This is a genomic window from Lachnotalea sp. AF33-28, assembly GCF_003477885.1.
Taxonomy (GTDB): domain Bacteria; phylum Bacillota; class Clostridia; order Lachnospirales; family Lachnospiraceae; genus AF33-28.
In genome coordinates, this window is the sequence record NZ_QUEE01000018.1 from 71673 (window position 1) to 94793 (window position 23121).

Sequence of the window (23121 nt, forward strand, 5' to 3'; positions counted from 1 at the left end):
GTAGGTCATCAACCTTCGGTCGGTGACAAGAAAAAGCGGAAGCACGCTGAAGCGTGCGTAGGTCATCAACCTTCGGTTGGTGACAAGAAAAGGAGGAGAATCAATGAAAAAGGCATTGGCATTGCTGCTTGTCTGCACCATGATCCTGTCTCTTGCAGGATGTAACACCTATACAAGCGGCGACGAGACAACACAGGAAAAAACCACTGCGGCGGCAGGCTCTGAGTCTGCGGACAAAGAGAGCACGGCAGAGGGTGCGCAGAACGCATCCGGCACCAAAGAACTTAGGATCGGGGTATCTACCGACGCGATTTCTCTGGACACCAGTGTGATCAACGACAACAACAGCGGTGAGATACTGTTTCATACCGCGGAAGGACTTCTGCGCAATCTGGAAGGTGAGATTGTACCGGGTATTGCGGAGACCTATGACGTATCCGAGGACGGACTGACCTATACATTCCATTTAAGGGATGCGAAATGGGAGGACGGAGAGCCCATCACTGCGGAGCAGTTTGTATATTCCTTCCAGAGGCTGTTAGACCCCAACACGGGAGCCACGGAATATGACAATTTCCTTTCCATCGTGAATGCGCAGGAGATTTCCGACGGCACAGTCACGGATTTAAGCCAGCTGGGCGTAAAAGCCGAGGACGAGAAAACTCTGGTGGTTACATTAAGCAGAATGTCCCCCACATTTATCTCCAGCGTCGCATCTGCCAGCTGCCTGTATCCGCTGCGCCAGGAGTTTGTGGAGAAATGCGGAGCCAACTACGGTACCAGCGCCGACAATTACATCGCCTGCGGTCCTTATAAGATCGAATCCTGGGCTGTGGATACCGAACTGGTCATGGTGAAAAACGAGAACTACTATGATGCAGATAAGATCAGCATGGATAAGATCACCAGACTGATTATATCGGATTCCAACACACGCGCGAGCATGTTTGATAACGGGGAAATCGATGTGAACGTCAGCGTTCCCGCGTCCCTGAAAGACAATTACGATGAGAATACGTTAAAGATCGCATCGGCAGGCACGACCACCACGTTGATGGTCAATATGAACGGTATGACGGAAGAGACCGGCAAGGTTCTCTCCAATGTGAACTTTATCAAAGCACTTTCCTATGCCATCGACCGCACCGCTTTAAATACGGCGCTGGCTAATGGTACATATGAGGTAGCGACGCGCCTGATCGATCCGGCGACTCCCGGCTCCAAGGAAGGCACGACCTACTGTGAGGAATATCCGGACATCGCCGGAGCTCCTGCCGCCGCCGATCCGGAGAAAGCCAACGAATATCTGGATAAGGCTCTCGAAGAGCTGGGCATGACCAAAGAGGAACTGCCGACCATCACCTACCTGTGCATGGAAATCGGCCAGCTCAAGCTGTATGCGGAAGCGATCACCGATGCATGGAAGACCGTGCTGGGCCTGGACTGCTTTGAGATTGTGCAGTATCCGGTACCGACCACGATCCAGAACATGCTGCAGGGGCAGTACGATATCTACTGGCAGCAGTGTGGTGCCGATCTGAACGATCCTTACGAATACATGTCCTACTGGACGACCTATGGCAGCATCAATGTATCCGGCTGGATGGACGATACCTATACGGGGCTCATCGACCAGTCTGAAACCACTCTGGACCGGGCAGAGCGCCTCGGTTATTTTGCGGAAGCGGAGCAGTACATTCTGGACAACGGTCCCCATATCCCTCTGTTCTTCTTTACAAACCTGCTGGCAGTGAATCCGCAGTTCACAGGAATTTCTTACAGTTCCGATATGCAGTACATTTATGCGGATTACGCCAACTAAATATAGCACATCACTGCGGGAAGCCGGGAATGCAGTCAGTTCCCGGCTTCCTTTTACTTAGGCTAACGATGCGGGAGGTAATAAATGAAGCGTTATATAGCAAAGCGTCTGTTCATTTCCGTAATTACAATCTGGGCACTGGCCACTTTTTCCTTTTTTCTGCTCCGCACGCTGCCCGGAAATCCGTTCCAGACACAGCAGCTTTTAAAACCGGAGATACAGGAAAAGATGATGACTTATTACGGATTGGATAAGCCGCTGTTTTCCCAGTACCTGACCTATATGGGAAATCTTCTCCACGGAGACATGGGATATTCCTTTAAATACACCAACCGCAGCGTAGCGGGCATCATCGCGAATACCTTTCCGGTATCCGCAGACCTGGGGCTTAGGTCTCTGGCGATCGGCTATCCCATCGGGCTGCTGCTGGGAACAATCGCCGCCAGAAGGAGAGGGAAAAAGGCGGATTATCTCTGTGTGCTCATCGCGGTTTTGGGAGTATCCGTCCCCAACTTTGTAGTGGGTTCCCTGCTTCAGTGGGGCTTCGGCGTGAAGGCCGGTCTGCTGCCCATCGCGCAGTGGAAGGGCTTTTCCTATACAATTCTGCCCACCGTCACGATGGCCATCCCCACCATCGCGTCGCTGACGCGCACCATGAGAGCCAGCATGCTGGAGGTGGATAATCAGGATTATATGAAGACGGCCAAGGCCAAAGGGCTGAGTGAAAAGGAAACGGTGTGGAGGCATCAGCTTAGAAACGCGATGATTCCCATCGTGACCGGGCTGGGCCCTGCCGTGGCCTCCACACTGATGGGGTCATTCATTGTGGAACAGCTCTTTTCCATACCGGGCATCGGCAAGCACTTCACCGAGTCGGTGCAGGCCCTGGATTACACGATGGTTTTGGGGCTCACCATATTTTTCGGCATATTCCTGGTTGCGGCCAATTTCATCGTGGATATCCTGTACGGAATCATCGATCCACGCATCAGAATTACAGATTAGGAGGGCATCATGGAAGATAATAAGACCGTATTGACAAATGAAGATTTCTCCTTCCTCGCTGCCGAAGACAAGGGCGGCGAAGAAATCGTGCGCCCTGCCACCACTTTTTGGAAAGACGTGATGCGCCGGCTGTTTTCCAGCAAGGCTGCCATATTCAGCTTTGTCATCGTGATGTTTATGGTGGTGATGTCCGTCGTGATCCCTATGGTGAGCAAGTACCAGTTTGATACCAATAACCTGATGAGCATCAACCAGGCCCCTTCCGCCGAGCACTGGTTCGGCACGGATACGCTGGGCCGCGATCTGTGGGTGCGCATGTGGTATGGCGGCAGAATCTCCCTCGCCATCGGATTTCTGGGCGCGATTTTCCCTTCTCTGATCGGTATTGTGATCGGAGGCATCGCGGGATACTTCGGGGGATGGCTGGATATGCTGATCATGCGCGTGATCGATGTGCTGATGTGTGTGCCGCAGATGGTATTTGTTATCCTGCTGATGCTCAAATTCGGCAACGGACCGGTCTCCATCGTCACATCCTTTGCGCTGATCGGATGGATGGGGTCCGCCAGAAATGTCCGGGGCCTCGTGCTGCAGATGAAAAATCAGGACTTTGTCAATGCATCGCGCATCTTAGGAGCTTCCCATCTGCGCCTGATCTTTAAGCATCTGATCCCGAACACCCTGGGAATCGTGGTGGTGGGCATGACCATGTCCGTGCCGGGTGCCATCTTCTATGAGGCTACATTGAGCATCCTGGGTCTGGGCATTAAATCCCCGCTTACTTCCTGGGGCCAGCTTCTGCAGATGGGCGTGCAGAATTTCCAGCAGTATGCCTATCAGCTGTTCATTCCTGCGGTGATCCTTAGCATCACGCTGTTAGCATTTAACATATTCGGAGACAAAGTCAGGGATGCTTTGGATCCCAAGCTGCGCAATTAGGAGGACTGTAAATGAGCATATTGGAAGTGAAAAATTTACGTGTGTCCTTTCATGCCTATGCCGGACGGGTACAGGCGGTAAGGGGGGTAAGCTTCTCCGTGGACAGCGGGGAGACGCTGGCGATTGTGGGAGAGTCGGGCTGCGGGAAAAGCGTGACCGTCCAGACCGTGATGAAGCTGACGCCGACACCCCCGGCTTTTATTGAAGAAGGACAGATACTGTATAACGGCAGGGACATCACGGGATGTTCGGAAAAGGAGATGCAGCAGCTTAGGGGCGGTGAATTCTCCATGATCTTTCAGGACCCCATGACCTCTTTAAACCCGACCATGCGTGTGGGGCGGCAGATCAATGAGAGCATACTCAAACACACCAGCTTATCCTCCAAAGAAGCCACGGAAAAGACGATGGAGATGATGCGCCTTGTAGGCATACCGAAACCGGAGATGAATATGCTGCGTTATCCGCATACTTACAGCGGAGGTATGCGCCAGAGAATCATGATCGCCATGGGCATGTCCACCAATCCGAAGATACTGTTCGCAGACGAGCCTACCACGGCGTTGGATGTGACCACTCAGAGCCAGATCCTGGACCTGATGAACAGTCTGAAAAAACAGTTCAACATGGCGATGGTCCTGATCACACACAACCTGGGCGTGGTCGCGCGCATGGCGGATAAGGTGGCCGTTATGTATGCCGGTAAAATCGTCGAAACAGGCACTGCCAGGGAAGTGTTCTATGAGCCGAAGCATCCCTATACCTGGGGGCTGTTAAACTCCATGCCGGATATTAACGGCACGGACGGCAGCAGGGAACTGGCGGCGATTCCCGGCACACCTCCGGATTTATACGCACCTCCGGCCGGGTGCGCCTTTGCGGCCAGATGCCCGTATGCTATGGGCGCCTGTCTGAAGGCACAGCCGGAAGAAACCTCTTTAAGCGGCACCCATAAGGCGAGCTGCCATCTCCTCGATCCCCGTGCTCCCAAGGTGCCGGCGTATGAGGCGAAGCGGCATGCCGTGGAAGGAAAGCAGCAGAGTCTGGGAGGAATGTGACGATGGCAGAGAATTTATTGGAAGTAAAGGGCCTGAAAAAATATTTTAAATCCGGTTCTGTGATCGATTTCAAAAAGGGAAAGGACTGGTATGAAAAGCTCTATCTAAAGGCGGTGGACGATGTCAGCTTTTCCATAGAAAAGGGCTCTACCCTGGGTCTGGTGGGCGAATCCGGATGCGGAAAGACCACAGTGGGACGCTGCATCCTGCGCCTGTACCGCGCGGACGAAGGGGAGATCCTTTATAACGGTAAGGATATTGCCCGCATTCCGATCTCGGCGGACAAGACCTATACAAAAAAGATCCAGATGATCTTTCAGGATCCGTATGCTTCCCTGGATCCCCGCTGTACGATCGCGGATATCATCGGAGAAGGGCTTAAGGTGCACGGCCTGTGCAGGAGCAGAGCCGAACAGGAGGAGCGCATCTGTGAACTGCTGGAGATGGTGGGATTAAACAGAGAGCACAGAAACCGTTTCCCTCATGAGTTTTCCGGCGGGCAGAGGCAGCGTGTCGGCATCGCGCGCGCCTTATCCGTAAATCCGGAGTTCATCGTATGTGACGAGGCGATTTCCGCCCTGGATGTATCCATTCAGGCGCAGATCATCAATCTGCTGATGCGTCTGCAGCGCGAAATGGGGCTGACCTATCTCTTCATCGCCCATGACCTGTCCATGGTCCGCCATATATCCGACCGCACGGCCGTCATGTACCTGGGCACCATCGTGGAGATCGGCCCTACGGAAGAGGTTTATTTAAACCCGCTGCATCCTTATACGAAAGGCCTGCTGGCCTCTGTGCCCGCCGCGGATCCCGATTATGAGAAAAACAGGGAGAAGAGTGGGCTGACCGGCGAGATTTCCAGCCCCATCAATCCGAAACCCGGATGCCGGTTTGCGGACCGATGTCCTATGGCAAAGGAGATCTGCCGGCAGGAGATGCCGCCGTTAAAAGACAGAGGGCAGGGACATATGGCCGCCTGCCATATGCTGTAAAACAGTATTATGCTTGTGAAGAGTTTAGTTTGGAAGTGAAGGAAGGCCGGAAACATGGAAAAGGATGAAGTTCTGGATTTTTTAAAACGTCTGGCGGAGAGCATCGCTGTTATGTTCGGCGACTGCTGTGAGACGCTGGTTCATGATATGAGTGTGCCGGGGCATCCGATACTGGCAATCTATAATGGGAAGGTTTCAGGCAGAGAGATCGGTTCCACACAGGATATATACGGGAATAAACCCGGTGCGGGCTATTTCAACGAAACCATAGTGAAAAGGGATTTCGTAAATATGCAGGTAGTGACGCTGGACGGAAAAAAGGTGAAATCCACAACGATTCATTTCCGCGGCAGGAATTATAGCTATGCGCTGGGAATCAATTACGACTACACACAGATGCAGAAGATGCATGCGCTGATCGATAATTTCATTCAGGTGAATCAGGATCTGTACAGAGAAATCGCGGATTCGGAAAACACCACGCTGGAAGATATCGTGGCGGACTGCGTGAACAGACTGGGGACTCCGATCGAAGAGATGACGAAAAGAGAGCGCCTTCAGGCAATCTCCATGATGAAGGAGCGCAATGTGTTTCATTTTCAGAAAGCGGTGCCCTATGTCTCGGAATGCCTGGGCGTGTCGCGCTATACGGTCTATAAATACATAAGCGAAGTATAGATACAGTGACAGGGCCGGAAAAATAAGCGTTTCCGGCCCTGTAGAGCTAGTGCACTGACACGCTTACATTTAAACTAACAGCACTGCCTATTTCGCCATCTGCCGCGTTGTCGTCAGTCAGCGATGCCACCGCATCGCCTTCTTCCTCCGCCTTGCAGAGTGACGAAATATTCAGCACTGTTAGTCTAAACGTAAACGTGTCAGTACACTAGAGCGTGTTTAAAGTGCATTTGATTTGCGCGCGTCGCAGCGCGCGGTGGTTTTTAGTATGAGTAAATATGATTTTGAAACTTTAGTAAAAAGGCGGCCGGCCAATCTGAAGCTGACCGCTACGGATCCTGCCGTCCTCGCGGCGGGAAACATAAGCTTTGACGGAGCGGAGCCTGATTTCAAAACGGCTCCGGCCATAGAACAGGCTGTGATCCGCATGGCGGAGAACGGACTGTACGGTTTTAACCTCTGCGATGACAGATACCGCAGGGCCGTGACAGACTGGATGGAATCGGAGCGCGGTGTGAAGGCGGAAAAGGAATGGGTGGTCCCGACGCTGGGAACCATTCATTCCGTTGCAACAGCCATCCGCATGACCACCAAAGAGGGAGAGGGCGTGATAGTGACCCCTCCTGTCTATAACCGCTATGAGCAGGCCGCCGACAGGCTTGGCAGAAATACCTGCAAATGCGGTCTCATACTGTCACAGGGGCGCTATCACATGGATTTTGATTCCATTGAAAAAGCTATGGCCCGGCCGGAGAACAGGCTGTTCATCCTCTGCAATCCCCATAACCCCATCGGCCAGATCTGGCGTCAGGAGGAACTTGCCCGTCTGGCTGAGCTGGCGCAGCGCTATCATGTAACGGTCTTTTCCGATGAGATTTTTGCGGAAACCGTCTATGACGGAAACAGCACCCCGTGCTACCTGACTGTGCCCGGGGCTGCCTCTCACGCAATCGTATCGGTATCCCTGGGCAAAGCCTTTCATTTTACCGGAGTGAACCACGCCAACATGCTGATACCGGACAGCGCACTGCGTGAAGCCTTTATCACACAGAGAAATGCGGATCATTACGGCAGCATCGACCCCTTCGCCTATGAAAGCATCCTCGCCGCCTACTCTGAAGAGGGCCGGGACTGGCTCCATGCCATGAACGCCTATGTGGAGAACAACATCCATAGAATCAGGGAATTCTTTCACGAGAATCTGCCAAAGGCTGCTGTTTACGGCGGGGAGGGGGGCTATATCCTCTGGATCGACATGCGTCCGTATTTTGAGGACGAGGAAAGCATGATCGATTTTCTGTACCATAAAGCCTTTTTCCATGTGGATGCCGGCAGCAGCTACGGCGCCGAACGCTTTGTGCGCATGTGCGTAGCAAGCCCCTGGCACGCGATAGAAAGGGCTCTGGGAACGCTTCAGGCGGCCTGTGATATTGGAAAATATAAGTAATTATGGTTGTATTATAAAAACACTGTATGCTATAATGACCCATATCAGAAGCGGCAGGCTGCCGCGGATGTATGGAGGAGAAGAATGAGGTACACAGTTAAGACGGAAGAGCATGCCCCTTTGATTAAGGGCCATATGAAGCTCGGCGGAGCGAACCGCACATATGAAGTGGATGTGAACAGCCGCTATTTTACCCTGAACGCAAAACCGTGGATCCCCGTGATGGGAGAAATCCACTATTCGAGAGTGTGCTGTGAGGACTGGGAGAGGGAGCTTCGCAAGATGAAGGCGGGAGGAATCACCGCCGTATCCTGCTATGTGATCTGGATTTACCATGAGGAAGAGGAGGGCTGCTTTGACTTTACCGGCAGCCGGGATCTACGGCGCTTTGTCATGCTGTGCCAGAAACTGGGGCTGTGGGTGGTCCTTCGTATCGGCCCCTGGGCTCATGGGGAAGTCCGCAACGGAGGTTTTCCCGACTGGCTGCTGAAAAAGGATATCAAGCCGCGCACCAACGATCCGGAGTATCTTAGCTATGTACAGCGCTATTATGCAAAAATATATGAACAGGTACAGGAGTTTCTGTTTGAGAAAGAAGGCTGTATTTTTGCAATCCAGCTGGAAAACGAATTGACGAACAATGCGCCGCACCTGTTAAAGCTGAAGGAGATGGCCGTGCAGTGCCGCCTTACGGCGCCGATCTATACGGTGACCGGATGGAACAGCGCCTATGGCGCCGAAATTCCGGAATACGATGTGGTTCCTGTATTCGGAGGATATTCGGAGGCGCCCTGGGATGCCAGCCTGGTTAGGCTTGTGCCTTCTTCCAACTTTTTCTTCCTGTCCGCCCGAAACGATTCCAGCATCGGAACGGATCTGATCCCGAAGCCTCTGACGGATGACGGCGCTTTCCATATGAATTATGATCTCTATCCCTTTGCCACCTGTGAGATCGGCGGGGGTATCCAGGTCACCCATCACCGCAGGCCCCGCATATCACCGCAGGAGATTTATGCGATCGCATTGGTGAAACTGGGAAGCGGAAACAATCTGCCCGGATATTATATGTATCACGGCGGTACAAATGCGATTGGAAAGCTCTCCACGCTGCAGGAGTCCAAGGCTACGGGATATCCTAATGACCTTCCCATACGGGATTATGACTTTCAGGCGCCCCTGGGCCGGTACGGTCTGCCTCATGGACAGTACGGAAAGCTGAAGCTGATGCATCTGTTCTTAGCGGACTTCGGCTCTGTGCTGGCCGGTATGGATGCGTATTTTCCGGAGAATCCGATCACAGACCGTTATGATACCTCCTCTCTGCGATACAGTGTGAGGATGGACGGCCAAAGCGGCTATGTGTTTGTGAATAACTACCAGAGGCTGGATGTGCTGGCATCCCATGAAGATGTGCGTTTTGAGATTCCGCTTAAGGAGGAGACGCTCCTGTTTCCGGAAGACGGGATGAAGGTGCCGTCCGGCGCCTGCTTTTTCCTTCCTTTCCGTTTGGATCTGGACGGGGTCATGCTGCAAGGCGCTACGGTCCAGCTGATCTGCCATAAAGAGGATACCTGGTTTTTCTTTGCTGTGGACGGCATAGAGGGGTGTTATTATCTGGAAACCGGCGGGATGGACAGAGTTGAGGCGGCAGGCTGCAGAAGAGAGAACGTGGGAGGCAGGCTCAAGCTGACCCCTGCGGCATGCGGTACGGACAGCGTGATCACGGTCGTGAAAAAGGATGGCAAAAAAATCCGTCTGGTCACCCTGACGCAGGAACAGGCGGAACATTTCTACGATCTTGACGGTACGGTCTGTGTGGCCGGCGGGGAGATGTTTAATACGGATGAAGGACAGGCCGTTTACTGTCTGGGCAACCCCGACCTGACAGGATTTAAGTGGGACGGTAATGCTTTTGTACCGGCCGGCAAATCTGCGGATGAGAGGCGTCCGGAGGTGTCCTTTAAAGAATGCCCGGGAATAGACGTACAGAGCTTCTGTATGGAAGAACTCTCTCTGGGCGGCAAAAGAGAGATCCGGCAATGGGAGCTTTCACTTAAGGAACTTTCACTTACCGGGCTGGCGGATGTGTTCCTTAAGATCAGCTATGTGGGTGACTGCATACAGATCTACATAAACGATACGCTGGCGGCGGATGAATTCTACCGGGGAGATCCGTGGCTGGTGAGTGTGCAGGAGCTTTTGCGGTTTGGAACAGAAGTGAAGATCCTTGTTTCGGAATTAAGGCCGGAAGGCGTTTATCTGGAAACAGAGAAAAACAGCGGGCTCGCGGTGGAAAGCATTGAAGCATTGCCGCTGTATGAAATGATCTGGTAACAGAAGCGGTGGGAACAATCGGAGCGCTGCATACCAAACGGAAGGTATGCGGCGCTTTTTCTATCTTGACATTCATTTCCCGTATGTTAGAATTTATGTAACTAGTTACATAAGGCTGCAGGAAAGGAGTGTATTGAGTATGCTGCTGTATGGAGTGCTGCATAGCAGTGAACGGTATCAGAGGATGTATCTTGTGGACTGCCTGCGCGATCAGGCGGAGGCAGGATGGAAGGATGTGGAGATTTATGGGCAGGTACCCCACCTGTTTGCGGATGCCTATGGGATATCGGGTCTGGAGGAAATAAAAAAAGGGCTTGAGGCATTTGCACTGGAAGCTGCGGTCTTTCGGCCGGGAGTATATCAGTATGATCTGTGCGCAGATCCGGAGGATCCGTTCGGAGCTGCGTCCATGGGATATTACAGGCACATGGCCGCGGCCGCGGTAAAGCTTGGAGCAAAAATGCTGTCATTGAACAGCTTTATGAGGATCGTGGATGGGGATTTGCCGGAGAGAAAGAAACGGGCGGTCAAAGCGGTAAAGATGCTGTCGGCGGAAGCGGGGCCGGTGAAGATTTTGTGCGAAAATGGCGGAAAGTACAGCGCTTTTTCTGCCCTTAAGGAACTCTGTGACCTGAAATCGGCGGTGCCGGAAATTCAGATACAAATGAATCTGGCCGGAGCGCTTGAGGCCGGTGAGAAGCTGTCGGATTGGCTAAAAGCCTTTGGAGAAGATCTGAAAGTCATTTCTGTTCCCGGTTTTCTGCTGCGGGAAATGCAGGAAGGCACGCACACGGACGGAGAATGGCCAAAGGATTGCTTATCCGCGCTTTTCCAAAGTTCTTTTTGCGGATGGATCAGACTGGAAAACTATGAGGCCGGTTATCGGGAAGCTTTCAGGCTGTGCGGTATCCCGGCGGGAGGCCTATAATGAGAAGAGAACAGATCGCACAGATGAATCAGCATTACAAACGGTACTCATACCGTTTTTTCTTAGAAAACCAGAAGCGTCTGGGAGTGACATCGCTGGAGCTGTGGATGGGGGCTCCGCATTTCTATCTGGACAGGCTGCGTTACAGTGACTGCACTGCCATACGAAGACAGACGGCTTCGGCCGGGCTGTCGGTGAAGGCGGCTACTGCTCCCAGCTTTGCAAGGCAGTATCAGTACGCCATGCCGGGAAAAGAGTGGTCGGAATATGCGTTCGCTTACTTTAGCAACGGCATACGTGCGGCGGCGGAGCTGGGAGCGGGCATCGTGACCGTCAATGCAGGGTGGGAGCTTATAGGCGAACCCCTTTCTGAAGCGGCGAAACGGTCCGCCCAAATGCTGCATCGGCTGGCTGAATTCGCATGGCAGCGGGGAATTGTTCTGGCTATGGAGCCTCTTATGACAACGGAGAGCTGCATAGCGGACAGCCTGCGCGGCACAAAAAATCTGATCCGGGCATCAGCGCATCATAATCTGAAAGCCATGGTGGACACAGGGGCTATGGCCTACCAGGGAGAAACCCTGGAGGAATGGCTGGAAGCCTTTGGAGAGGATCTGGTGCATATGCATTTCGTGGATGCGGCTGGCAGGGGAGACAGCTTTACTCACGGCGTATGGGGAGACGGTGTACTGCCTCTGCAAGACATGTTAAGCTGTATGGAACGCTACGGCTATCGGGGTCTCTTAACCCAGGAAATAGCGGAAGAGAGGTATGAAGACGATCCTGCACAGGCAGACCGGAGAAATATTGGGATGCTCCGCCGGTATATTCCGTAAACAGGCGCAGCGATATGTAAAATCCGGCAAGGAGAGAACCGAATGAAAAAATATAAGGATTATTCCCTGCAGAAAAAGCTGGTAACAGCGCTGATCATCTGCATCATCATCCCGCTGGCGGTGATTGGCATCATACTGAATTCCTATGTGGGAGGAAATAACCGCAGAAAGGAGTACCGGCTGAACCAGACCGTGGTAAACCAGCTGGCCGGAGATGTGGAGGAGATCTTCACAAGTGCGGCGGATCTGAAGTATTACTGTCTGACGGACAGCAGCGTACAGGCTGTCGTAAAAGGAAAGGGAAATGTAAATGATTACGGAACGGTTGGAAACTGGCTGAATTCCCTGCTGCGCAATGAGAAATGCTACCATTCCATCTGTATGACGGATGAGGAGCGGACGATTATACAGCGGGGAGAGTATCTGGTCAGGGAAGTTCCCTATGAGAATGAAACGATCGGGGCAGAGGAGGGCGTCTGGATCGGCCCTCATCAGGCGGAGCGGGTGACGAAGCAGGAGTATCAGAATAACGATACAGTCATAACGTATTTCTGCGGCATCAACGATTATGAACTGCTTTCCAGGATCGTGGCCTGGCTGACCGTGAATCTGAAGGAGGATGAGATCAGTAAGGTCTACGGAAGCTATGTGAATCCGGGTTCACTGTATACCTGCATGATGAGCGGGAGCGGAGAGGTGATTTCCAGTACGGACAAAGAGATGCTGGGAAGTATGCTGCCGCAGCAGGAGCTGTTGGAACAGATGTATGATGAGCAGGGAAACGGTTATGTGACCGCTGTGGACGGCGGGCGCAAGGTGGTCTTCTTCTATGCTAAAAGCAGCAGTTTCGACTGGTATCTGGTAAACGCGGTGCCGCTGTCGGTATTTATGGCGGACAGCCGTTCCAGCATGGCGGTGATTCTGTCGTCTATGATGCTGTGTGCAATCTTCGGCATTACCTTTGCGCTGATCCAGCGCAGGTACATTATCAGGCCGATCCGGCAGCTGCTGGTTCAGATCGGACAGATCAAAGAGGGAAATTTTATACAGTTACAGGAGGACTGCCCGGCAGACGAGATCGGAGGGTTGAACCGGGAAGTCAACGACATGTCGCAGAAACTGAAAAACCTGATTGAGGAGGTATTTACGGCTAAAATTAAAGAACAGGAGGCCGAGCTGAAGGTGCTGATTTCACAGATCAACCCTCATTTCTTTTACAATACGCTGGATTCCATCCACTGGATGGCGATACGCAATAAGGATTATGCGGTGGCTGACCAGCTGGAAGCGCTCTCGGAGATCTTCCGGCATGTATTGAGCCGCGGCAGCGATATGGTGACGGTCAAGAGCGAGGTGGAGTTTCTGAATCACTATATGATGCTGATGCAGGCGAGATTCGGAAGGCGGATCCGCATACACATTTATCTTCCGGAAGAGCTGAATACGCACCTGATTCCCAAACTGATCATACAGCCCCTGGTGGAAAACGCGATTCTTCACGGACTGGAACCCAAGAAGGAGGGCGGCCTGATTGAAGTGACGGTAGGGCGCAGCCCTTCGGCGCTGGAAATTATGGTGAGCGATGACGGAGTCGGAGCGGATGAGGATCAGATCAGGAGCAGGATGAACGGGCACTCGGATCTGCAGGACACTTTTGCGCTCTGTAACATTGATGAGAGGATCAAGCTGCGTTACGGGAACGGCTACGGGCTGAAGTTCGAATCCAGGATGGGGGTGGGCTGCCGCGTAACGGTCACGCTGCCTTTTGAAGGAGAACAGACATGAAACTGATGATATTGGATGATGATGTACAGATAAGGGAAGGCATCCAGTTTGGCATAGACTGGAAGAGCCTTGGGATAAGTGAGGTGAAAAGCTTTGGAGACGCAGTATCGGCGCTGGAAGAACTGGAGGAGTTCAGCCCGCAGATCATCCTGGCAGATATCCGCATGCCTGAGATGGACGGCCTGGAATTCCTTCGGCGGGTCAAAACGAAACGGGGGAGCGTAAAGGTGATTCTGATAAGCGCGTACTCTGATTTTGAATACTGCCAGAGGGCCATTCAATACGGAGCTGCCGGATACGAACTGAAGCCGCTGAAGGTGGGCAGACTGATCCAGACAATCCAGGAAACCGTCAATCAGATCCGGGAGGAAGAGGTGGGACGGGAAAATTACCGTAAATATGTGGATACTTACCGGGAGAAGGTGGTGGAGGAGCTGTTTGACGGCAGGATTACAGACCGCAATGTGCTGATGGAGATCCTGTCGATGCATTTCGGCATACGGGAAGCCAGAACACTGCTCTGCATGGCCGTATTGCCGGATTATGGCGGAAGCCTCACAGTGGAACAGAGCTTTTGGCAAGACAGACTGGAAAAGGACGAGCACGTCTTCTGCTTTCGCGGGGGACTGGCAGTCCTGACCAAAACCGCGGATTCCACCCTGTTTATATTGGAAAAGCAGAACCGGCTTAGTAGCCTGTTCCGCGCGGTGCGCAGACATTTTTTAGATAGGGGAGTATCCGTATCAGGCGGCATCTCGGGCATGTTTGCGGTGGAGGAGATACATAGGGGGTATCTCATGGCCGATCATGCTCTTTTGAGGCGGTTTTACGCCGGGGAAGGATATGTGGGCATTTACGGGATTGACACGGCAAAACAGGTGCAGTTTCCATATAGAGAGCGGGAAATGATGATAAGGGAGAGCATTGTTTCACTGGACCCGGATAAGATATCCGATGCCATCCAAAGGATAAAAAGGGAGCTGCGGGAGTGCGGGGTGACAGATGCGCGCGCGGTGCGGCAGCTGGTTTTATACGGGCTGGAGGCTCTCTACGGCGCGGCGGGCAGGGGGGAGAAGCTGAAGCTTCTGGAATGGAACGGCGAAATGGAGCGGATGAAATTTCTATCAGAGTATATGGAGTATTGGGAAAAGAAGTGCAGAGAGTTTCTGGATGACTATGAAAGCGAACAGAGCCGGAGGTATTCGGCCAACGTGAAGCGGGCCTTGAGCTATATTGAGGAGCACTATGGGGAAGATATCGGCGTGGAACAGGTCAGCGGATATATCGGAAAGACACCGAACTATTTCAGCAGCATATTCAAACAGGAGATGGGCATTTCCTTCAGAGAGTATTTAAACCAATATCGGATACAGAAGGCGCAGGAGCTGATTCTTCATTCCGATCTGATGATTTATGAGATATCCGAAAAGGTTGGTTACCGCGATTATGCTTACTTTTCGCAGGTGTTTAAAAAACTTGCTGGCTGTTCTCCTACCGGTTTAAGAAGCGGGGATGGCGGGCAACCATCGTAGTTTTTTACAAATTACCGTAGTATTTTCTAATACCCGCCCGGTGGAATGTGGTCTATGATAAAGGCACAGACAACGGGGAAACGTTGAAAAGATATACAGTAAGGAAAGTTAAAAAGGAGGGCTTAGAAATGAAGAAACAAATCAAAAAAGCGGCGGCACTGCTGCTTACAGTATGCACGATTGCCGGAATGTCCGCATGTGCGTCCGGCGGCGGGGAAGCCGGAGGCACGGCCGGTCAGGAGACGGAATCTAAGACCGGCAAGACGGATGTGGTCACCATCATCGAGGAACCCAATGTCGTATACTATCCGATTTTTATTGAAAAACTCAAAGAACTGTATCCGGATTATAACATCACCTCCAAGACATGGGAACAGTCACAGGTAGAAAAAACAGTAAAAACAGCATTTGCGGGCGGAGAGTCCATTGACGTTGTGAAATGGTATCCGAATCAGATGGAAACTTTTATCTCTTCCGATATGGCTCTGGATCTGACCCCTTATATGGATGACGAATGGAAATCCGTATTTGTGGACGGAGCTCTGGACATCGGCACCTACGACGGCAAGCTGTACTGTCTGCCCAATTCCACGGTCTATCCGGATATTGACATCAATGTGGATATCTTTGAAGCGGCGGGCGTGGAAGTGAAGGAACACTGGACCTGGGATGAATTTGTAGATGCCTGTGAGAAGATCAAGGCCAACACCGATGCATTTCCTTTCGGCATCAGCGATACGCGCTGCGGCTGGTTCCAGAGAAACGCATTGCTGCAGATCTGGGAGACCAGGGACGAGATGGAAGAGTTTATAGATGGGAAGATATCCTTTAGGGATGACCGCGTCGTATCTGCTCTGGATAAGATCAATGAGCTGTTCACCAAGGAGTACGCATATCCGGGTGACGGCGCTTTCTCACAGACGAAGGATCAGATAGAGGCGGCCTTTACCCAGGGCAAGATCGCCATGATGTGCAATGTAAATAACGGCGGAAAGAACGCGAGAAAACTGATGGCAGAAGCCGGAAACGAGAATGTGAGGACGGTCAGCTGGCCCTCCATGGCCACCGGAGAGTGCGATTATGTGCTGGGCGGATGCGACGGATATTTTATACCGGCCAATACCCAAAATGTGGATGCAGCGGTCAATATTCTGAAATACCTGACCAGCCCGGAGGCGTTTGAGTACCAGGTGGAGGACGGCGATGTGGTGCCAGCCAAGGTGGAAGGCAGCGCGGACGAGGAATTTTCCCGGGATTCCAATAAGGTTTATCCGAAAGAGATCCTGTCCCTGTCCGCGGAAATGAATGATTATGTGAACTATAACATCGCGGCCAATTATTTTTATGATAAGGAAAACGCGCTGACTGAGCTGGAGGCACTTCGTGAATCCGCCCAGTAACTAAAAAAGTGATCTGTTCGGGACCGGACCGCGGGGAAGTTATTCCCCGCCGGGAACGGTCCTTAATAAACCCTTAAAACACCGAAATTTGATGGGGTCAGGCCGTCAGCCGGCCAGATAAAATGTTATTTTAAGAAAGAAGGCGTTATTTTGAAGAAAAAGAAGGGGAAAAAATATGGGAAACTGGATCGCAAGCTGATGGGAATCGGCATCCTGTTCCTGCTTCCGGCTGCAGTGCTGATCGGATTTACCACAGTGATTCCCATCATATGGAATATTGTTTTATCCCTTAGCAATTGGAACGGCAACGGGGCCCTTGAGTTTACCGGCCTGGACAATTATATGAAGCTCTTTTCCGATACCGCGACATTAAAGACCATCAGAAATTCAATGGTGGTGGCCGTAGGATCCACCGTCGTTTCCATGGTGTTAGGTATTCTGCTTGCACTGATGATCTATAAGATGGGCAAAAAGGAAGGCTCGGTTTTCCGTTTCATCTTTTACAATCCCAGCATGATGCCCATGACCGTAGCCGGCCTGCTGTTCGTATTTGTGCTGGCGCCGGATGAAGGCCTCCTCAATAATATCTTCGGGGCTATGGGACTGACATCCCTGCAGCACGCCTGGCTTGCTGAACCGGGCCTGGTGTTGGGCACCCTGGCAGTTGTGTCCGGATTTAAGGACAGCGGAACGATTATGATGCTGATTTACACCGGTGTGCTGGCCATCCCGGAAGATCTGTTTGAATCGGCCAGACTGGACGGGACGAATTACTGGAAGGAGATTCGCCTGATCATCCTGCCTCTGATCAAACCCACGATCTGTATGGTGCTTTCCATGAATGTCATGTGGTCCTTCAAGACCTACGATATGGTCTGGACCATGACCCAGGGCGGCCCGGGGTCCATGTCAAAGACGGCGCCCATCGCCATGATCCAGCAGGCGTTCACCTACAATAAATTCGGCTATGCATCTGCGATTGGCCTGGTATTTTCCGCACTGGTACTGGTCTGCATCGCACTTGTGAGAAGGGCATTAAGGAGTGAAGCATATGAGTACTAAAACTGCAGTCATGAAAAAGAAAAAATGGACGGAAGACAGAACCATTAAACTGATCCTAAGACTGCTCCTGCTTTGTTTTTCCGTCATATACATATATCCGGTCATCTTTGCGGTCATCACATCATTAAAGACACTGCCGGAATTTTACACCGATATCTGGGCTCTGCCGAAGAACTTTCTGTACGGCAATTATATCGAGGCATTTTTTACAGGCAAGATCGGGGAGTACTTTCTTAACAGCGTGATTATAGCCGTATGCTCCATCCTAGCCATACAGGTGATCTCCACCATGGCGGCCTATGCGCTGACCAGGCTTAGAGTGCCTCATACGAATCTGATCCTTCTGATTCTGTTCGCCCTGCAGATCCTGCCCACAGAGACGATCATCATCCCTCTGTATGTGGAGATGTCCAAAATCGGTTTTCTCCGCATGCAGTATGTGCCGATCATCATCGCTTATGTGGGGTGGTCCATACCGGGCTCCGCGATTATCCTGAAAAATTTCTTTGAAACCGTGCCCAAGGAGCTTCTGGAAGCCGCGAGGATTGACGGCAGCGGCGAGGTGAAAAGCCTGTTTCTGATCGTTCTGCCGCTCATGAAGAGCGCTGTCTGCACCGTGTCGATCATGAACTTCAACTTCGTCTGGGGGGAACTGATGTGGGCTCAGATCGCAACGCTGCTGACGGATAAGGGACTGCCGCTGACAGTAGGGCTGTTGAATTTCAAGGGCCAGATATCCACCAACTGGCCGCAGCTGTGCGCGGCAATCTGTATCGTGATCCTGCCGCTGTATCTGATCTTCCTGCTGATGCAGAAGTATTTCATAGCAGGGTTGACGGCGGGGGGCGTCAAAGGATGAGGTGAATTGTGCGGTGTGACTGAGGTTATGGCAATAGAAAGGACAGAATATGAGAGTGGATGAACTTAGACGGCATTTTTTGCGGCCGGATGCGGGATACAGGCCGGCGGCTTTCTGGATTTGGAATGACTGGATGACGCGGGAGCAGATTGTGAGACAGCTGGAGGAGATTGCGGGACATGGATTCGGCGGTGCTTTCGTCCATCCGAGACCCGGCATGATTCAGACGTATCTGGATGAGGAGTGGTTCGATAAATGGGAGCTGGCACTTAAGACGGCTAAAGGGCTGGGGATCAAGCTCTATCTGTATGATGAGAATTCCTATCCTTCCGGATTTGGGGGAGGGCATGTGTCCTCGCAGCTGCCGGACTGCCTGGCCATGTCAGTGAAATTTGTGAAGACGGATTTTGCTCATGTGAAGGATAAATTTGAGCTGGCTAAAAACAGCAGGTCCAAGCTGTCCGGATATATCCGGGTCTTTGTGGGTGAGGAAGGGGACAGGGGGCTGCGCTTGCTTAAGGATGTCACCGATGAGGACTGGGATCTGCGGTCAGAGGACCAATGCATGTATGTGGCGCTGGAACAGGTGGAGCCTAAGGCGGAAAAATGGCTGGCGGGATTTGCTAATGTGGATCTGTTAAGGCCGGAGGTCGCCGAGCTGTTTTTGGATACGGTGTACCGGCCTTATTTTGAGAGGTTCGGGAACTATTTCGGAGAGGAAATTCCGGCGGTATTTATGGATGAACCGGCTATGACCGGCAGCATGATCTATGGAACCGGCAGTGGCCTTTCCCAGCCCTACAGCCCCTGGCTGCGCTATGAATTTGTCAAGAGAAACGGATATGATCTGGACAGCCACCTGCCGGCGCTGTTTGAAGATAATGTGGAGGCGGACTGGTTTCTGCACGATGCGGCCAAGGTGCGTTTTGATTATTACAGCACTCTGCGTGAGCTTTGGATTGAAAATTTCATGAAGCCCATGCAGAAGTGGTGTAAGGCTCATAACATCCGCCTCACCGGGCATTTCATGGATGATGAATGGCCGTTAGTAACCGGGTATGTGACTTCTCCGTCAGTTATGGCCAATCATGAATATATGGACTGGCCGGGCATCGATATGCTTCAGGGCAGCCATATGACGGAGAAACCCTGGGACCCGCTGTGGCTGATCATGCTGGAGGCATCAGGCGCTGCCAACCAGCTGGGCAAGGAGCGCGTGCTGACGGAAGCATTCGGCGCAGGAGGCTGGGATCAGACCATCGCTGACTTTAAGAGAAACGGCGACTGGCTGCTGGCTAACGGGATCAACTTTTTCTGCTGCCATCTGACCTATGCTTCTTATCTGGGAGCCCGGAAAAGAGATCATCCCCAATCCTTTGACTGGCGGGAACCGTGGTGGCAGGAGTTTGGACAACTGTGTGACTATTTTGCCAGGGTTTCTGTGATCAGCACATTAAGCCGCGCCCATAACCGTATACTGGTGCTGCACCCTACGCTATCCGGTTACCTCTGTCCGGTGAGGGAAGAGGTGGACAGCCTGGTGGACGGCGATTTATGCAGAAAACCGGATATGAGCGGCTATTTTGAACTCTTAAAGGCGCTGCGGCGCGGACTGTGGGATTTTGATCTGGGTGATGAATTCATATTGAAAAATCACGGTGTGTGCAGCACGGAGGGGCTGACGGTGGGACAGCAGACTTACCGGGTAATTATTCTGCCGCGGGAAGCGAGCAGTATGCTGTCTTCCACGATGGAGATGCTGAAGGATTTTCTGGATATGGGAGGCCTGGTGCTCTGGGGCGGTTTTAGCAGAGGTGAACAGGATACACAACAGGATACACAAGCATATGGCGGCTCGTTGCCGGGACAGCTGCCGGCTTTTTGGCTCGACGGAACAGAAAATGAGTCCGCATTGGAAAATCTGAAAGCTGCTGCCGGCACAGTCTGTTTTGACAGTGAAGATGATCTTAAGACAGAACTGCAAAAACGTCTTTATCCGAATATCGTGGCCAAGAAAGGTCTGCCTGACGGAGTTGAGGTCATGCAAAGGGAGACGGATGACTGCCTGATTCTGTTTGCCATCAATCACAGCCTGCACCGGATCGAGGATGTGCTGGCTGCCGGAGGTACAGGCGCGCGCAGATGGGATCCGTTTACAGGAGCAGAGGCGGAGAAGTGTCCGGCGGGGGAAGATGGCAGGGTGGAAATACCCCTCTGTATGGAACACGGCCAGTCCGTGCTCTGGATTGTTGAAAAGAGAGGCGCGTCCCTTTTTGAATCTGTCAAAGAGCAGGTCTGCCTGAATAAGCCTCTGCAGGTGAAACTGGACTCTGTGCGGGCCGAAGCGCTTAATATACTGACACTGGATTACTGCGATCTTGAGGTCGACGGACATCTGTATGAGGACAGAAGCACCATTGAGGCGTCGCATAAACTGTTCCTGCACCGCGGGTTTGACAGCAATCCGTGGGATAATAAGGTTCAGTATAAACACAGCGTGCTGGACCGAAACCGTTACTATGGATCAGAGAGCGGATTTTGCATTGTGTACCGCTTTTATATCCGGCCGGGTGTCTCTTTGGAGCATGTATCTGTCAGGGTTGAGCAGGGGGATAAATACCGCATATGCTGCAACGGTCATCCCCTGCATTGGAGCGCGGTGGATCCTGCACTGGAAAGAGGGCTCTATGAGGCGCAGCTGATTGGACTGGCGCCGGGCAGAAATGAACTTCGGCTGATCTGTCCGGAATTTGACGCGGAACTGGAGATCGAACCGGTCTATGTGACCGGCCGTTTCAGCGTGACAGCCAGCGGGGGCAGATGGGAGCTGGGTGCGGAGAAACCGCTAAGCTATGGCAGCCTTAAGGAGCAGGGCTATCCGTTTTATGGGGGAGCAGTCCTCTATCAATATACAGTGACTTCGGACGGCGGCAGAGGGCGCATTGTTTTGCCGGAAAATCTGAATGCGGCGGCTGTCAGCATAGCGGTAAACAACGCCGCGCCGGTGCTTATCTGTGCGGATCACTGCCATGAATACATGACAGAAGCGCTGCAGTCGGGAGAAAACCGGATTCAGATAAGAGTTTGTGCCAGCCTGAAAAATACTCTGGGGCCGCATCACGATCCCAAACATCCCCGCCGCACAGCCTGGCCGGCCATGTGGAAGGAGGCGCCCAGAAAAGGGCAGCCAGCCGCGGCGGACTATGATCTGATTGACTACGGACTGGAGGAAGCGATACAGGTTTACGGTGATTGACCGCCCCGGGTTCTTGCGGTAGAATAGAACCGTCACAGACTGGATCCGCAGGCGGTATCTGCCGCAGAACATGGAGGCAATAAAATGAATGAGATTTTTACCAGGAGATCCATAAGAAAATATCAGAGCAAACCGGTGGAACAGGAGAAGCTGGAACGGATACTTCGGGCGGGCATGCAGGCGCCATCGGCCCAAAATGAACAGCCCTGGGAATTTATTGTGATCGCTAAGGACAGAGAGATGAAGCAGCAGATCTCCACTATGAGCCCCTATGCGGGGATGGCAGCCAATGCGGGAGCGCTGATTGTGGTCTGCAGCAATCTTTTGGTGACGGACCGTAACTGGTGGGTGGAGGATCTTTCGGCCTGCGTGCAGAACATGCTGCTGCAGATCGAAGCGGAAGGGCTTGGCGGCGTATGGCTTGGCTGGTACCCGGATATGGAGCGGGTGGAGCGCACAAAGAGGGCGTTAAAGCTGCCGGAGCAGATTACGCCTTTTGCGGTGATTTCCTTGGGGTATCCCGCGGAAACAAAGGAAAGGGCCGACCGTTTTCTTCCGGAAAGAGTACACTATGAGCGGTACTGAGTATTTTGAAATTTTAAATGAGGACGGTTCGCTCACCGGTATTTTAAAGGAGCGGAGTCTGGTGCATCGGGACGGAGACCTGCACGGCGCGTCCCATATCTGGGTTATCTGCAGGGAAGGTGAGAAGCTGTGGATCCTCCTGCAGAAGCGCAGCGAGGAGAAGGATTCCTATCCGGGCTGTTTCGATGTATCGGCGGCCGGGCATCTGGATCCGGGAGAGAGCTTTTTGGATGGCGCGCTCCGGGAGCTCGGAGAGGAATTGGGGCTTAACGCAAAACCGGCCGAGCTCATATATTTCCAGCAGAAGAAAATCGATCAGCTGGAATGCTTTCACGGTACGCAGTTTCATAACCGGGAACTGATCAGCAGTTTTATCTATGAGATGAAGGAGAAAAAGGAAAACTTTTGCTTTCAGCGGGAGGAGATATCGGAAGTTCTATGGACAGAGGCCGGAGAACTCAGAAAAAGGCTGACGGACGGCAGCATGAAACACTGCATAGATGAAACGGAGTATGCGCATCTTTGTACGCTCGTACTGTCCAAAAGCGTTGCCTCTTTCACTGCGATGTGATAAACTGATATCATACTGCATAAGCAGCA

At 52.3% G+C, this 23121-nt stretch carries 18 protein-coding genes; all 18 read left to right on the top strand.

Annotated features, from left to right (window positions below):
* The first annotated feature begins 103 nt into the window (after positions 1–103).
* The 18 genes from DWZ56_RS19980 to DWZ56_RS20065 all read left to right on the top strand — a co-directional run bounded on the left by DWZ56_RS19980 (position 104) and on the right by DWZ56_RS20065 (position 23092).
* Complete coding sequence (locus DWZ56_RS19980; protein WP_118558369.1) at positions 104–1822, top strand: peptide ABC transporter substrate-binding protein; 1719 nt, start codon at positions 104–106, stop codon at positions 1820–1822.
* A gap of 84 nt (positions 1823–1906) precedes the next feature.
* Positions 1907–2827: an ABC transporter permease gene (locus tag DWZ56_RS19985; RefSeq protein ID WP_118558370.1), complete on the top strand. Its 921-nt coding sequence runs from the start codon at positions 1907–1909 to the stop codon at positions 2825–2827.
* A gap of 9 nt (positions 2828–2836) precedes the next feature.
* Complete coding sequence (locus DWZ56_RS19990; RefSeq protein WP_118558371.1) at positions 2837–3766, top strand: ABC transporter permease; 930 nt, start codon at positions 2837–2839, stop codon at positions 3764–3766.
* An 11-nt stretch (positions 3767–3777) separates the two neighbouring features.
* Entirely contained in the window at positions 3778–4824 is a 1047-nt protein-coding gene (locus DWZ56_RS19995; RefSeq protein ID WP_118558372.1) for an ABC transporter ATP-binding protein, read from the top strand.
* 2 nt (positions 4825–4826) lie between these two features.
* The gene (locus tag DWZ56_RS20000; protein WP_118558373.1) at positions 4827–5819 is read left to right on the top strand and encodes an ABC transporter ATP-binding protein; all 993 of its coding nucleotides are present in this window, start codon (positions 4827–4829) and stop codon (positions 5817–5819) included.
* A gap of 54 nt (positions 5820–5873) precedes the next feature.
* On the top strand, positions 5874–6497 hold the full coding sequence (locus DWZ56_RS20005) for a helix-turn-helix transcriptional regulator (protein ID WP_118558374.1): 624 nt from the start codon (positions 5874–5876) through the stop codon (positions 6495–6497).
* A 268-nt stretch (positions 6498–6765) separates the two neighbouring features.
* Positions 6766–7944 carry a MalY/PatB family protein gene (locus DWZ56_RS20010; RefSeq protein ID WP_118558375.1) on the top strand — a complete coding sequence of 393 codons (1179 nt, stop codon included), beginning with the start codon at positions 6766–6768 and terminating at the stop codon, positions 7942–7944.
* 84 nt (positions 7945–8028) lie between these two features.
* On the top strand, positions 8029–10278 hold the full coding sequence (locus tag DWZ56_RS20015) for a beta-galactosidase (protein ID WP_118558376.1): 2250 nt from the start codon (positions 8029–8031) through the stop codon (positions 10276–10278).
* A gap of 139 nt (positions 10279–10417) precedes the next feature.
* Positions 10418–11206 (top strand): TIM barrel protein, encoded by a 789-nt coding sequence (locus DWZ56_RS20020; protein ID WP_158584674.1) that lies wholly within the window; start codon positions 10418–10420, stop codon positions 11204–11206.
* A complete protein-coding gene (locus tag DWZ56_RS20025; protein ID WP_118558378.1) occupies positions 11206–12042 on the top strand; it encodes a sugar phosphate isomerase/epimerase family protein in 837 nt (278 codons plus the stop codon). Before DWZ56_RS20020 ends, DWZ56_RS20025 begins: the two co-directional genes overlap by 1 nt.
* Before the next feature lie 42 nt (positions 12043–12084).
* On the top strand, positions 12085–13827 hold the full coding sequence (locus DWZ56_RS20030) for a sensor histidine kinase (RefSeq protein WP_118558379.1): 1743 nt from the start codon (positions 12085–12087) through the stop codon (positions 13825–13827).
* Entirely contained in the window at positions 13824–15359 is a 1536-nt protein-coding gene (locus tag DWZ56_RS20035; RefSeq protein WP_118558380.1) for a response regulator transcription factor, read from the top strand. Before DWZ56_RS20030 ends, DWZ56_RS20035 begins: the two co-directional genes overlap by 4 nt.
* 128 nt (positions 15360–15487) lie before the next feature.
* Positions 15488–16759, top strand: coding sequence for an ABC transporter substrate-binding protein (locus tag DWZ56_RS20040; RefSeq protein WP_118558381.1), 1272 nt, complete (start codon positions 15488–15490; stop codon positions 16757–16759).
* Between the two features lie 150 nt (positions 16760–16909).
* Positions 16910–17821 (top strand): carbohydrate ABC transporter permease, encoded by a 912-nt coding sequence (locus DWZ56_RS20045; RefSeq protein ID WP_118558382.1) that lies wholly within the window; start codon positions 16910–16912, stop codon positions 17819–17821.
* Positions 17811–18680 (top strand): carbohydrate ABC transporter permease, encoded by an 870-nt coding sequence (locus DWZ56_RS20050; RefSeq protein WP_118558383.1) that lies wholly within the window; start codon positions 17811–17813, stop codon positions 18678–18680. Before DWZ56_RS20045 ends, DWZ56_RS20050 begins: the two co-directional genes overlap by 11 nt.
* A 49-nt stretch (positions 18681–18729) precedes the next feature.
* Complete coding sequence (locus tag DWZ56_RS20055) at positions 18730–21936, top strand: glycosyl hydrolase (RefSeq protein ID WP_118558384.1); 3207 nt, start codon at positions 18730–18732, stop codon at positions 21934–21936.
* An 84-nt stretch (positions 21937–22020) separates the two neighbouring features.
* Positions 22021–22521: a nitroreductase family protein gene (locus DWZ56_RS20060; RefSeq protein WP_118558385.1), complete on the top strand. Its 501-nt coding sequence runs from the start codon at positions 22021–22023 to the stop codon at positions 22519–22521.
* Positions 22508–23092: an NUDIX hydrolase gene (locus tag DWZ56_RS20065; protein WP_118558386.1), complete on the top strand. Its 585-nt coding sequence runs from the start codon at positions 22508–22510 to the stop codon at positions 23090–23092. Before DWZ56_RS20060 ends, DWZ56_RS20065 begins: the two co-directional genes overlap by 14 nt.
* Positions 23093–23121: the final 29 nt, after the last annotated feature.